This is a genomic window from Paenibacillus sp. RC73 (assembly GCF_044908085.1).
GTDB lineage: Bacteria > Bacillota > Bacilli > Paenibacillales > Paenibacillaceae > Paenibacillus > Paenibacillus terrae_A.
This window is the reverse complement of sequence record NZ_JBIYCV010000001.1, coordinates 624,677-637,285: the sequence shown is the minus strand read 5'-3', so window position 1 is coordinate 637,285 and position 12,609 is coordinate 624,677. Positions and strand designations below refer to the sequence as shown.

The window sequence follows — 12,609 nt, the reverse complement described above, 5'->3', positions numbered from 1 at the left end:
ATGGGGAAGAGTCTCTAATTACTGCTTTTTTATCAAGCTTCTTGTGGCTCGTGTGACTATTCGCTTCGTTTCTTGTGTATCCGAAGTCTTCAGCCACCCATCACAAACTTGAAGCACCCATTCCGGCTTGGTTTTACTGGCATCATTCAGCCAATTGCCTACCGAGTCCTGAACATATTTGATCGAGTCGGATTTAACAGCTTCCAAAAGTGGAAGTGCCAGCTCTGGGTGTTCTTTCAGTTCAGGAATGTGCTTGGCCCAGACACCTTGTGGCCGGGTCAATTCGATGGCAAAACGACGTATATTAGCATCCTGATTCCGTACCCAATCGTTTAAAAGCACGAGCGATTCCAGCAGTTGCATGGCTACGGGCCCTCTTACAGCCATCCAGGCAATTTCACGCACTCCGAAATGGGGGTCCGCTGCAAAGGGGCGAATGCCTGCCAATTGTTGCTCAATACTTAAACGGGGGTCAATCCCGACGATATAGGCAGCCCAACAGCGAATGCTGTCTGAAGGATGGGAGGCCATGACATTAAAGAATCGAGTACGTTCTTGATGTGTTTGTTGCTCGAACAAGTTCAGCCATGCTTGGGCAATCGCAGGGATTATTTTCATGATCTTATTTTCCTTCAGATGATCCAATTCGGACAGGAAGCTATCGGATGATCGCTGCAATCCAAACTCATCAAGTGCATTTTGTAGCAGTAAAGCATGGTCGACAGCTAGCCATTCGGTAAGATTCACCGTCTGAAGCTGTCCTTGCTGTAGCAGGTGAAGCACATCATCAGGAATGTCTGTTCCCTTGCGAGCCCCTTTTCGTTGTAATATCGAATCTGGAATTAGGAATTGTTTTTTAGGATTCATATATTGCCCCCATCAGTGCAAATAGAGTTAAATTTTGATTGGCCATTTCATTCGCTCCATATCGTATATTTTCTGGTAGGTATACGATACTTCTTTTCTCTGGACTATAGATGTAATGTAGCTTACAACTCCAGCAGCTTTTCGCGATGGATATAAATCGTCTTAAAGCCGGTTTTAATGACCTTTTCTTTTACAAGTTCCTGTAAAGCAGCAGTTACAGCTTCTCGGGTTGCTCCGACTAAATGAGCGATTTCTTGATGGGATAGCGGGAAATTGATTTTATAATACTCATCTTGAGTTTGGAGGGCGAACTGATCGGACAGTTTTATAAGAACATACAAAATTTTATCCTGTAAATTCCCTAAAGCCAGATATTGGGCCAACCGGCTCATGCCCGAGATTCGATCGCTTAACACTTTGATCATGTTCATCATGAATCGGGGATGTTGGATTAAAAAATGCTCAAAACGGTCTTTGTCCATCCGGCAGATATCGCATTCTTCGATGGTTTCTATGTACATATCCCGTGTCCCTAGTGAAATCATATCCATTTCGCCAAATACATTTCCTTCGCTGAGGATATCCAAAGTAAATTGCTTACCGTCCGCATTCAGCTTGTACAGACGGACCTTTCCCTTTTTCACAAAATAAAGTCCCTCGGAAAAGGTATCCGGGGTTTGAATAAATGTATTTTTCGGTAGGGTCGTAATGGAAGTCATTTGATCCATTTCAACTAAATCTTCTAATGAGAGACTATCAAGCAGATTAAATTGGGATAGGTATTGAATACTATTCATGTGTTCTCCTTATGGTTGCTTGTGACGTACAGAATCATAATACAATTATAGCTTCTCTAAGGAACTTTGGTCTCCTATTGCTCACTTTTTTATAAAGGAGAAGGTAATGAGCGCTTGGGAATCAGGCGGTTTTATGTTAAAGAGGGGATGGTATAAAATAGAGATATAAATACGAGATACATAGGAAAGGGAATGACTATGATCAAATTAAAAGATATCGGTAACTTTGACATTCTTCCTGAGATCGCAATGCATATCGTTGAAGGGAATATACCTGCTTTACGCCAAGCGCTAACCGAAGACTGGGATATTGAACAAGGCATCGTACTCAGCAAATATACAACATTAAGTCCCTTGGACATTACGCTCATTTACGGGCAGTTGGATGTGTTGAAGCTGCTGGTGGAGCAGGGAGTTCAACTCAATGTGAAAGACAATCCTGCATTCCTGACGGCTGTTCGCTATGGTAGAGATGAGATCGTCCGCTATGTAGTTGCCCATGGTGCCAAGCTGGACGGGAAGAATCAAGTAAAATCCGGGGCCTATGAACAAGCCTACTACGGTAATAAAAAGAATATCCCGCTTATTCATGAGCTTGGGCTGGATATAAAGCAACATGGTGGAGCAACGCTGCGCAACGCGGTTAGTAAGCATGACTTAAAAACGGTAGCTTTCCTTTTGGAGCATGGTGTAGATATTAATTTCAATGCCCCTAATATGGTATATCCTTATCAAGCCACGCCTTTAACCGTAGCGACCAGAGATAATAATTTTGCGATGGTGAAGTATCTGATCGAGCAAGGCGCTGATGTGACGTTGGCAGAAAAAGATGGAGAACGGGCGTATACAATTGCCATATCTAATAAAAACACGGAGATGGCAGAGTATTTAAAGTCTGTGGAGCCTCCAGAGTTTCATAACCTGGAAAATAAACGACATGCCTTAAAAAGCTACAAGCTCCCTAAGGACCTTGTGACCTTCCTAACGAGTGACCAGCTTCGTGTGGATATACCTGAAAATGATTATGCTATTGGATTTGTTGAATTTTTCTCATTGGTAGATACCGTTGAGATGAAGGTGGGGCGACAAAAGCTGCTGCGTGTTTCTTTAAAAGTAGACAACTACTCGGATATTCTGTTGGTGTGGAATCCGAAGCAAAAGTGTCTAGGTTATTACGACGAGGAGCATCAGGAATATGCGGATGTGTGCAGCTTTGCCGAATTTTTGGCACAGCCCGCAATCTTTCTGGAGAAGATTCTCGAAGGAGAGCTTTTAGATTAGGCGAAAAAAGCAAAAGAGCCATAGCTGCGGGTACCACCGTACTTATGGCTCTTTGCTGTGTTCAGCACGATAAGGGCTTTTTACAGATGCATAAACCGATTTATGAATAAGAATGGTTGCGGATGAGCTGAATAAGATTCATGCTGGCCACAGATAGAGGTTCGTTTTTGCGGATACAGATGGCGATTGAATTTTGGAGCTGGATGTCTTCTACGTATACCCGACATAGCTCGCCGCGTTCTACATATTCGCGCACGACCAATGAAGACACAAAGTTCGCACCGTATCCGGCAATGACTGCGGTAATCGCTTCATGCAACCCCGTGAAGTTCAGGGTGATTCGGGGAGCTGGAGCATTGTAGGTTCGACATAAGGAAAATAATCGCTCCCGTGTCGAGCTTCCCTTTTCACGCATGACAAAGGGCTCATGCATCATCTCCAATAAAGTGACCTGCTGATTAGCATAGCGGTGGTCCGGTGCGACGACAAACCATAGCTCATCACGAAATAATTCTTCTGTCTGAATCGTATCCGGGTGTTGCTCCGGCAGTCCCCCATAGACGGCAAAATCCACTTCTATATTTAATAGCTGCTTTAATGCATCATTAGAATTGGTTGTGTTAATCGTCATTTCGACTTGCTCATATTGTTGCTTGAACTTCGCAATCCAGGTTGGAATTAGAAAATGAGCCGGTAAATATGTAGCAGCCAGCCGGATATGCCCGTGGGTTCCATCACGATAATCTTGTGAAAATTGTTCGATTTGCTGTTCAACGGCAAAGAGCCGTTTGGCGAGTAAAGCAAGCTTTTCACCGGCATCGGTCAAGGCAATTCCTCTTCCCAGCGGCATGAACAGTGTGAGGGATATTTCTTTTTCAAATTTTTTGATTTGAGCCGTAATAGCGGGTTGGCTGATATTTAACAGTTCAGAGGCTCGTGTCACACTCCCGGTGGAGGCGACCACATGGAATAAACGTAACGCATGCAGGTTCATTGCAGAACTCTCCTTTTCGACCATTCATACATTTAGATTATAAATAGCGCAAAAACATATATTATTTTTATAATAATAATTCATTTACAATCAAAATGTAAGTTAATCCAAAGGAGAGTGGAGCAAATGAATCAAGCGAACACGTGGGATCAAGTTGATCAGTATATTTCAGAGCGTCTTATTCAGCATGATGCTGTCTTGGAAAAAGTATTGGCAACGAACCAAAAAGCAGGATTACCTCCGCATGATGTAACACCCAATCAGGGCAAACTGTTAAATATCTTTGCTCAAATGCAAGGCGCACGACGTGTGCTGGAGATTGGTACTTTGGGGGGATACAGTACAATCTGGCTGGGAAGGGCATTGCCGACGGATGGAAAAATAGTTACGCTGGAAGCAAATCCGCTTCATGCTGAAACAGCCCGGTCCAATATAGCGTTGGCCCAGTTGGATGGGATGGTTGAACTTCGAGAGGGAGAGGCTTTGAAGCAATTAGCACAGATGGAGAAAGAACGCGTAGCCCCCTTTGATCTAATCTTTATTGATGCAGATAAACCGAATAATCCATTGTATCTAGCTTGGGCACTCCGTTTTTCGCATCCTGGCACGGTGATTATTGGCGATAACGTCATTCGTGAAGGAGAAGTCATTCAAGCCTTCAGCACAGACCCTCGTATACAGGGGGTAAGAAAATTCTATGATTTGCTGAGTGAAGAATCGAGGATTACAGCTACAGCCATTCAGACGGTAGGGAGCAAAGGTTATGATGGTTTCGTCATCGGAATCGTAAATGGTTAAATGGCCGAAATCTGCTAAGCACAGAGGGGACCAAACCGAGTGTTTAGCTTTTTTTGCTGTGGTAAAATAATACTGATTGGAACGTCAGAACGTTTTTGAACGTTTACTGCTGAATTCCTATGTAAGAAGAATGAATTTACATAAAAATGGATGGCATTTCCTTTCAATGTAAACGCAACCATGGAGATGGGGCTGGGAATTCACCATTTTGTAAAAAAGTGAAGTTAAGATGAAGCCTTTTGAATTTTTTTGAAGAAAAATGATTGTTTTTTGTGAGGTTTATGGTACGATATGAACAGTTGGGGGAATGAAGATGCTGACGGAAGAAAGATACACGTTAATAATACAGCGCTTACAAGAGCGTGGTGTTGTAAAGTTGCAGGAATTGGTCGATCTGTTGGGCGCTTCTGAATCAACGATTCGGCGTGATTTAATCGATCTTGAAGCCCGTCAGTTGCTAAAGCGGATTCATGGTGGGGCTTCCTTGCTGAATCAGAAAAGTCAGGAACCTGGCATGGAAGAAAAAGCATTCAAAAACGTTCAACAGAAAAACGCAGTCGCCCGTATGGCCGCCAAAGAAATTTTGGATGGCGAATGTATTTATCTGGATGCGGGAACAACAACGATGGCGATGATTCCTTACATTGAAGCTAAAGACGTGACGGTCGTGACCAATGGCCTATCCCACGTAGAAGCACTGGTAAGCAAACGAATCAGAAGCTATCTACTGGGAGGGATGATGAAAATTCATACCAAGGCCGTAATCGGGAGTATTGCCCTGCAGAATATGGACAATTTTCGGTTCGACAAGTGCTTTTTAGGAACGAACGGGGTAGATGTGGAAATGGGGTATACAACTCCTGATCCCGAAGAGGCGCTGATTAAACGGCGTGCCCATCAGCTATCAGGCAAAACGTATGTGTTGGCCGATTCCAGCAAGATTGGTGAAGTTACCTTTGCCAAGCTGTTCGAACTGAAGGAAGCTATCCTTATTACAGAATCGGTGCCTGAACGCTCACGCCGATCCATTGCTCAGAAAACTAAGATAATTGAGGGATAACGATGATATATACAGTAACGCTGAACCCTTCCATTGATTATATCGTGGAAGTTGACGACTTGAAGTTAGGTGATTTGAACCGGATGAAACGTGATTTGAAACTACCGGGCGGCAAGGGGATTAATGTATCGCGCGTGTTAAATCAGTTGGGAGCAGACAGCACGGCGATTGGTTTTCTCGGAGGATTCACAGGCAGGTTTATCAACGATACATTGCGGGAAGAATCCATTAAAACTAATTTTGTAATCATCGAGGATGATACACGGATCAACATTAAGCTCAAGCATGGCGATGAGACGGAAATCAACGGCTTGGGACCTGCTATACATGAGCAAGAGGCAGATGCGCTGGTGCAAAAGCTGTCGAGTCTCCAGAAAAATGACATTGTCGTCTTGTCTGGAAGCATCCCGCCGTCACTAGGGGGAGACTTCTATGATCGGTTGATTAGCGTATGCCAGCAGACCGGGGCTGAATTCGTCATCGACACCACAGGTGAAGCGCTGATGAAGGCACTGGTTCATAAGCCGCTGCTCGTCAAGCCGAATCACCATGAGTTGGCTGAGTTGTTTGGCGTTACTATCAACTCCAAGGAGGGGATTGTCACTTACGGCCGTAAGCTACTGGAGGCAGGTGCTAAGAATGTACTGATTTCCATGGCAGGAGAAGGCGCTTTGCTCATTACGGCAAATGAAGTGTACCACGCTAATGTACCGGCAGGAACGGTCAAAAATTCTGTAGGCGCAGGTGATTCCATGATTGCTGGATTTGTGGGTACGCTGGCCCTTCATGGCGACCCGATCGAAGCATTCCGTGCGGGTGTGGCATCCGGAAGCGCAACTGCGTTCTCCGATGATCTGGCTACAAGAGAGAAAATTGAACAATTACGGCCGCAAGTCACGATTTCGAATTGGTAGTCCCGCTACATCATGAGCTTATTAGGCGTGTGTCGACACGCTGATCGAACTTAGGAGAGTGTGAAAAATGAGAATAACAGACCTGATGATTAAAGAAACGATGATCATGGACTTGCAGGCAACGACAAAAGACGGGGCGATTGAGGAACTTATCGCCAGTCTCGAAGCCAGCGGACGCATTAATGACCGGGCATTGTTCAAAGAAATGATTTACAAACGCGAAGCAGAATCCAGCACCGGAATCGGCGGCGGCATTGCAATGCCGCATGCCAAAACCAAGGCTGTGAATGAAGCGACTGTCGTTTTCGCGAAAAGCAGTAAAGGCGTAGATTTCGAATCGTTGGATGGGGAGCCAGCGAACGTATTTTTCATGATTGCAGCTCCAGAAGGAGCAGCGAATACGCATCTTCGCACACTGGCGGCACTTTCCCGGTTATTAATTGATACTGATTTCATCGGTAAACTTATGAATACGCAAACACCAGATGAAGTATCCGAGCTGTTTGATACCAAGCAGGCCGAAGTAGAAACAGCCAAGCAAGCAAAAGAGGCGAAGAAAGAAGCTGCCAAGGCACAGCAAACGCCAGACGTTATCGTTGGCAACCCGGATTCTGACGAGTTTGTGGTTGCGGTTACAGCTTGCCCTACGGGTATCGCACACACGTTTATGGCTGAAGACGCTCTCATTAAGAAAGCGAAAGAGATGGGTGTAAATATCCGGGTAGAAACGAACGGCTCGGAAGGTGCGCAAAACGTACTAACCCCGGATGAAATTCGTCGTGCCAAAGGTGTAATCGTCGCAGCCGACAAGAAGGTCGAAATGGCCCGCTTTGACGGCAAGCCTGTATTGCAAAGACCGGTAAGTGACGGTATCCGTAAATCCGAAGAACTGATCCGCAAAGCGCTGAACGGCGATGCTCCAATTTACCGAAGCGAAGGTAGGGGGAACGCGGAGGAGACGAGAGCAGAAAAAGCCAGCGTCGGCAGTAAAATATACAAGGATTTAATGAACGGTATCTCTCATATGCTGCCATTCGTTGTAGGCGGCGGGATTTTGCTGGCGATTTCCTTCCTGTTCGAGCAGGTAGCGGGAGCAGATAATCCGATCTTCAAGCTGCTACAAACGATTGGCGGTGGAACGGGTGCGTTTCACTTCCTGATTCCTGTTCTTGCCGGATTCATCGCGATGAGTATCGGAGACCGTCCGGCACTGATGCCAGGTATGGTTGGTGGTCTGATGGCTGTAAACTCCAATGCCGGTTTCCTTGGCGGTCTGGCAGCAGGTTTCCTGGCTGGTTATGTGGTTATCTTCCTGCGTAAAGCTTTTGCAGGTCTGCCGAAAGCACTGGATGGTTTAAAACCAATCCTGTTATACCCGGTATTTGGACTCCTAATTACAGGCGCGATTATGTTCTACCTGTTCGATCCGATTTTCGGTGGTATTAATACGTGGCTTGTCAATGTTCTGAACAATTTGGGTACAGGTAATGCAGTGATTCTGGGACTGATTCTGGGTGGTATGATGTCGATTGACATGGGTGGACCTTTCAACAAAGCGGCTTATGCATTTTCAATCGGTGTCTTTACTTCCAGTGGTAACACGAACGGGGCTATGATGGCTGCTGTTATGGCGGGTGGTATGGTACCTCCGCTGGCGATCGCATTGGCTTCGACGTTCTTCAAAAATAAATTTACTGAGCAAGAGCGCAAGTCTGGTTTGACAAATTATGTACTCGGTTTGTCCTTTATTACGGAAGGAGCAATCCCATTCGCAGCTGCTGACCCTCTGCGCGTCTTAACCTCTTGTATTGTAGGTTCAGCGATTGCTGGTGGTCTGACGCAGTTTTGGAAAATCAATCTTCCAGCTCCTCATGGCGGAATTTTTGTAGCAGCTCTTGCCAATCATGCTTTGCTGTTCTTGCTTGCAGTGGCGATTGGCTCCGTGATTTCCGCGCTCATTCTGGGACTGTGGAAAAAACCGCTCGAAGCGAAATAACGTATTATAAATGAGTGGAAGTTCGCTCCAATTTTTATAAAGCAAAGCCGTTAAACACAGATTCAGTGTGTTTAGCGGCTTTTTTGATATGAGGAACATATCTTTATAGATCATCTATACAGGAGGAGCTGCTTCAGCTGCAATTAGCCTGTTACCTGGGCTAGTCCTTTTCCATGTATTCAGGTCAGGGGGCTTTGCGCAGACAGTTGTTCCTTAACCAGTTGCATAAGCAGTTTTTGCGCCGAAGGCATGTATTGCTGGTGCTGGCTGCTGTGTAATAGTCCGACGGGAATAGACGGATCTGCCAACTGTAGAGGAATCGTGATGAGTTCATCTGGCAAAGGTAATGACGATAGAACCACCCCCACCGAAGAGATCGTTTTTACAAATGAGGGTATAGACGAAATTTGGCTTACGGTATAAAAAAACGGCATCGGCGGAAAGCGGGAAAGCTCTTTTTCCAGCCGGATATGGTACAGGCAGTTCTTCCCTCCAACGATCAGCGGGTATTCATACAGGTCTTCTAGATGAAGCTCGCTTTTGGCTGCAAAGGGATGATCACGGGATACGATAAAAGCAATCTGTTCGTGATACACAGGTTCAAAGTGCAGGGAAGGAATCGAGTATGGTTCCCCGCAAATTGCAAAATCAAGTGTGTTCTCCATCAGAGCATTCGAGAGTGCATCTGTGTTTCCTACTGTAAAATGGCACGTCATATTCGGCTTATGCTCCCGAAACTGACGCAGAACCTCAGGCAGCACGGTAGCCGCCACGGTTTCGATCACACCAATGTGGAGGGTGCCTATTTCCTCCTTTTTCAGAGACTTGGCCTGATCCAATACATAATTCCAATGCTGAATAAGTCCATCTACCTCTTCCGCATAATAATTGCCCGCAGCGGTTAATTCCGCATCCCATCCTCTTTTAAAAAGCTGAAATCCCAGCTCCTTCTCCAGTCTCTGAACTTGGCTGGTTACTGTAGACTGTGCGTAGTTTAATTTGGCGGCAGCCTTTGAGAAGGTTCCTTCTTCGATAATGGTACGAAACGTGGTTAGCTCTTTCAGATCCATGAACACTCATCTCCATCGGTAAAAATGAATATATTTATGATTATTTTCAATTATATAGATAAAAATAGATAGAGTACAATTAATTTATCCCAACGGACAGGAGAGATAAACATGCCATTTGTACGAGTAGGATACATGGAGGATCAATACACAGAGAAGGAGCTGCCTGGGATTAGCCGCAGTATCATGAACGCTTTGATCGAACATTTTCAGGTGCCGGCAAAGGATTATTTTCAGGTTTTTCATGCTCATAAGCAGAGCGAGTTTTATTACAGTCCGGATTATTTACAGGTACCGAGAACAGACAAGCTGCTCTATATCCAAATTACGCTCGGATCAGGCAGAAGTACGGAACAAAAAAAGAGCTTCTACCAAAGGGTAGCCGAACTCTTATCCACCGAATGCAAGATCAGGCCGGAGGATGTATTTGTAACACTGGTGGAAACGGAATTAGAGGATTGGTCCTTTGGCAACGGACTTGCCCAGATGATTTTATAGCTGGAAACTGCACATCTGCATACGATCTGCATAACTGCACATCAGGAACGAAGGGAAGTGTTGAATAAATGAAGCATAAATTAATCACATCGAGTGTACGGGAAAAGGTTGGGGATTTTGCGCCCGCTTTTGTGAACTATACGGAAAATGTTCTTTTTGGGGATGTATGGAGAAGAAGTGAGCTATCTCTCAGAGAACGGAGTCTCATAACCGTTTCCGCATTGGTAGCGGGTGAGCATGGGGGGCAGCTTCCCTATCATCTGAATTTGGCCAAGGATAACGGATTATCGGAAGAAGAACTGGTCGAGGTCATCACTCAGCTTGCCTTTTATGTAGGATGGCCCCGAGCAGCCTCAGCGATTCAAATCGCCAAAGACGTATTTCGGGGAGGAAAAGAGGGTTAGGCGTTCGATCATCCACGAATTTTATACCCTAAAAGACCGCTAAGCACAAGGACTCAAGTGTTTAGCGGTCTTTTAGGCATGGCATTGAAATGGAGAATAGAAAAGCCTATCTGATCAGATGCAGACAAAAATCCAGATCGGCCTGGAGATGCTTCTTCATCAGCCGTTCTGCCGTGTCACCATCATGCGCCCGAATCGCTTCGCAAATGTGCTGATGCTCGTCAATCAGAAAGGGGCGATGATAGTAAACGACCGTATGACGGAATAAATAAATGACGGATTGCATCCGGTCAAATAAACCAATCATCATCGAATTATTGCTGGCGCTCATAATGATTTCGTGAAACTCTTTATTCGCTTGCATCACCTCATCCAGCGAGCCGGAGCGCCCAATTTCCACACATTGCTCCAAAGCCAGCAGCTCTGTCTCGGACAGATAGGCTGCTGCACTTCGCGCAGCATGTCCTTCAAGCAGCATACGCAGCTCAAAGGTATTACGCAGGTCGGTTTCAGAGAGCTTGACTACACGCTTATTGACGATAAGCCCCTCCTGCTCCAGTTTGCGGATGGATTCACGGATAGGTGTCCGGCTCACACCGAGCTGCGTAGCAAGCTTTTCCTCGACCAGCTTGGTTCCCTGAGGAATCGTTCCGTTCAGGATCATATCACGTAGCGTTTCATAGGATTGCTGGTGCGCCGTTCGGGAGTTATTGCTGCTGTACTGCATGGTCATTCACCTCTACGTCTACTTTAGCGAAAAGACGGAGGTTAAACCTATGATGGTTGTCGCTGTTATCTGCGGCATCCCTGTGTTCATACAGGTGGGTATCGTGCTGTTGTTCCCGCTCGTATTCGTGATTGCCAAGCATACGGGAACCTCACTGATCAAAATCGGGATTTCCCTTGTAGCTGGATTGGCAGTCGTGCACAGTCTGATTCCACCACATCCGGCGGCGATGCTGGCTGTAGGTATTTTTAACGCCAATATTGGTAAAACGATCTTCCTTGCGCTCATCGTAGCGTTGCCATCCGCAGCCATTGCGGGTCCGATCTACGGAAGCTGGATCGCCAAGCGTATCAAAGTGGAGACCTCTAGTGAGTTGATGGAGCAATTTACGGAAACGAGAGAAAGAGAGCTGCCAGGCTTCGGTATTACACTTTTCACCATTATGCTGCCTGTTATTCTGATGCTCATGGCGACGATTGTTGATCTGATTTTGCCAGAAGCCAACGGCTTTAGACAGGTCTTGATTTTATCGGCAGTCCGATCATTGCGTTGCTGCTTGCCTTGTTGTTCTCGCTCTACTCTTTTGGTTATGCACGCAATTTCGACAGCAAGCAGCTATTGAAATTTACGAACGATTGTCTCGGCCCGGTCGCTTCTATCATCCTGCTGATCGGTGGTGGCGGCGGTTTCAACAAGATTTTGACCGCCAGTGGTGTGGGTGATGCGATTGCAGGTTTTGCCCAGCATGCACATTTATCACCGCTTGTGCTTGCCTTTGTCATTGCGGGTCTGATCCGTGCAGCCGTCGGTTCGGCTACGGTAGCCATGATGACTGCGGCTGGTATTGTCGCTCCAATCGCGGTCACCATGCCGGGGGTAAGCCCGGAACTGCTGGTACTGGCTACCGGAGCAGGCTCGATCATTTTGTCCCATGTCTATGACTCCGGCTTCTGGATTGTCAAAGAATACATGAACCTGTCCGTACCGCAAACCCTGAAAACGTGGACGGTCATGGAAACCATTCTCGGATTTAGTGCTTTTGCCATCGTAATGCTGCTCAGTATCTTTATCTGACTTATATCATAATCTATATTTACCAAACGACTTTTAATCATGATTGTATTGTTATTCTGGTTTGAAAGCGTTATAGTAAAAGTAATTGAATGAAGGGGCAAGTAACCTTCGGGATTGTTACTGGTTAGC

12 protein-coding genes and 1 pseudogene are annotated in these 12,609 nt (G+C 45.8%); 8 read left to right on the top strand and 5 right to left on the bottom strand.

Annotated features, from left to right (window positions below):
- Nucleotides 1–18: 18 nt before the first annotated feature.
- Together ABH897_RS02975 and ABH897_RS02970 are read right to left on the bottom strand one after the other, a co-directional pair.
- Nucleotides 19–831 (bottom strand): DNA alkylation repair protein, encoded by an 813-nt coding sequence (locus tag ABH897_RS02975; RefSeq protein WP_404591209.1) that lies wholly within the window; start codon nt 829–831, stop codon nt 19–21.
- Nucleotides 832–989: 158 nt separating this feature from the next.
- On the bottom strand, nt 990–1,664 hold the full coding sequence (locus ABH897_RS02970) for a Crp/Fnr family transcriptional regulator (RefSeq protein WP_283655397.1): 675 nt from the start codon (nt 1,662–1,664) through the stop codon (nt 990–992).
- A gap of 198 nt (nt 1,665–1,862) precedes the next feature.
- Between ABH897_RS02970 and ABH897_RS02965 the strand changes: the two genes are divergently transcribed.
- Entirely contained in the window at nt 1,863–2,945 is a 1,083-nt protein-coding gene (locus tag ABH897_RS02965) for an ankyrin repeat domain-containing protein (RefSeq protein WP_283655398.1), read from the top strand.
- Between the two features lie 100 nt (nt 2,946–3,045).
- Here ABH897_RS02965 and ABH897_RS02960 read toward each other — a convergent pair whose 3' ends face one another.
- Nucleotides 3,046–3,939, bottom strand: coding sequence for a LysR family transcriptional regulator (locus ABH897_RS02960; protein ID WP_404591152.1), 894 nt, complete (start codon nt 3,937–3,939; stop codon nt 3,046–3,048).
- Between the two features lie 126 nt (nt 3,940–4,065).
- Between ABH897_RS02960 and ABH897_RS02955 the strand changes: the two genes are divergently transcribed.
- From ABH897_RS02955 to ABH897_RS02940, 4 genes are all read left to right on the top strand, one after another.
- Nucleotides 4,066–4,737 carry an O-methyltransferase gene (locus ABH897_RS02955; protein WP_404591150.1) on the top strand — a complete coding sequence of 224 codons (672 nt, stop codon included), beginning with the start codon at nt 4,066–4,068 and terminating at the stop codon, nt 4,735–4,737.
- A gap of 313 nt (nt 4,738–5,050) precedes the next feature.
- Nucleotides 5,051–5,797 carry a DeoR/GlpR family DNA-binding transcription regulator gene (locus tag ABH897_RS02950; protein ID WP_283655401.1) on the top strand — a complete coding sequence of 249 codons (747 nt, stop codon included), beginning with the start codon at nt 5,051–5,053 and terminating at the stop codon, nt 5,795–5,797.
- Between the two features lie 2 nt (nt 5,798–5,799).
- Nucleotides 5,800–6,711: a 1-phosphofructokinase gene (gene pfkB / locus ABH897_RS02945; protein WP_283655402.1), complete on the top strand. Its 912-nt coding sequence runs from the start codon at nt 5,800–5,802 to the stop codon at nt 6,709–6,711.
- Nucleotides 6,712–6,778: 67 nt separating this feature from the next.
- Complete coding sequence (locus ABH897_RS02940; protein ID WP_283655403.1) at nt 6,779–8,707, top strand: PTS fructose transporter subunit IIABC; 1,929 nt, start codon at nt 6,779–6,781, stop codon at nt 8,705–8,707.
- Between the two features lie 179 nt (nt 8,708–8,886).
- Here the strand turns inward: ABH897_RS02940 and ABH897_RS02935 are convergent, their stop codons facing one another.
- A complete protein-coding gene (locus ABH897_RS02935; RefSeq protein ID WP_283657786.1) occupies nt 8,887–9,777 on the bottom strand; it encodes a LysR family transcriptional regulator in 891 nt (296 codons plus the stop codon).
- 111 nt (nt 9,778–9,888) lie between these two features.
- On the opposite strand from ABH897_RS02935, the gene ABH897_RS02930 reads away from it, so the two are divergent.
- Together ABH897_RS02930 and ABH897_RS02925 are read left to right on the top strand one after the other, a co-directional pair.
- On the top strand, nt 9,889–10,275 hold the full coding sequence (locus ABH897_RS02930; RefSeq protein WP_404580169.1) for a tautomerase family protein: 387 nt from the start codon (nt 9,889–9,891) through the stop codon (nt 10,273–10,275).
- A 68-nt stretch (nt 10,276–10,343) separates the two neighbouring features.
- Nucleotides 10,344–10,679, top strand: coding sequence for a carboxymuconolactone decarboxylase family protein (locus tag ABH897_RS02925; RefSeq protein ID WP_283655405.1), 336 nt, complete (start codon nt 10,344–10,346; stop codon nt 10,677–10,679).
- Nucleotides 10,680–10,785: 106 nt separating this feature from the next.
- On the opposite strand, the gene ABH897_RS02920 is transcribed toward ABH897_RS02925, so the two are convergent.
- Nucleotides 10,786–11,406, bottom strand: coding sequence for a GntR family transcriptional regulator (locus ABH897_RS02920; RefSeq protein WP_283655406.1), 621 nt, complete (start codon nt 11,404–11,406; stop codon nt 10,786–10,788).
- Between the two features lie 22 nt (nt 11,407–11,428).
- Between ABH897_RS02920 and ABH897_RS02915 the strand changes: the two are divergent.
- Nucleotides 11,429–12,480 (top strand): annotated as a pseudogene (locus tag ABH897_RS02915) (GntT/GntP/DsdX family permease); the annotation flags it as partial.
- Nucleotides 12,481–12,609 lie beyond the last annotated feature (129 nt).

What these genes read in the sequence shown, in the direction of transcription:
- ABH897_RS02970 (WP_283655397.1), bottom strand. Translation starts at nt 1,664, where the DNA reads ATGAATAGTATTCAATACCTATCCCAATTTAATCTGCTTGATAGTCTC.
- ABH897_RS02965 (WP_283655398.1), top strand. Translation starts at nt 1,863, where the DNA reads ATGATCAAATTAAAAGATATCGGTAACTTTGACATTCTTCCTGAGATC.
- ABH897_RS02960 (WP_404591152.1), bottom strand. Translation starts at nt 3,939, where the DNA reads ATGAACCTGCATGCGTTACGTTTATTCCATGTGGTCGCCTCCACCGGG.
- ABH897_RS02955 (WP_404591150.1), top strand. Translation starts at nt 4,066, where the DNA reads ATGAATCAAGCGAACACGTGGGATCAAGTTGATCAGTATATTTCAGAG.
- ABH897_RS02950 (WP_283655401.1), top strand. Translation starts at nt 5,051, where the DNA reads ATGCTGACGGAAGAAAGATACACGTTAATAATACAGCGCTTACAAGAG.
- pfkB (WP_283655402.1), top strand. Translation starts at nt 5,800, where the DNA reads ATGATATATACAGTAACGCTGAACCCTTCCATTGATTATATCGTGGAA.
- ABH897_RS02940 (WP_283655403.1), top strand. Translation starts at nt 6,779, where the DNA reads ATGAGAATAACAGACCTGATGATTAAAGAAACGATGATCATGGACTTG.
- ABH897_RS02935 (WP_283657786.1), bottom strand. Translation starts at nt 9,777, where the DNA reads ATGGATCTGAAAGAGCTAACCACGTTTCGTACCATTATCGAAGAAGGA.
- ABH897_RS02930 (WP_404580169.1), top strand. Translation starts at nt 9,889, where the DNA reads ATGCCATTTGTACGAGTAGGATACATGGAGGATCAATACACAGAGAAG.
- ABH897_RS02925 (WP_283655405.1), top strand. Translation starts at nt 10,344, where the DNA reads ATGAAGCATAAATTAATCACATCGAGTGTACGGGAAAAGGTTGGGGAT.
- ABH897_RS02920 (WP_283655406.1), bottom strand. Translation starts at nt 11,406, where the DNA reads ATGCAGTACAGCAGCAATAACTCCCGAACGGCGCACCAGCAATCCTAT.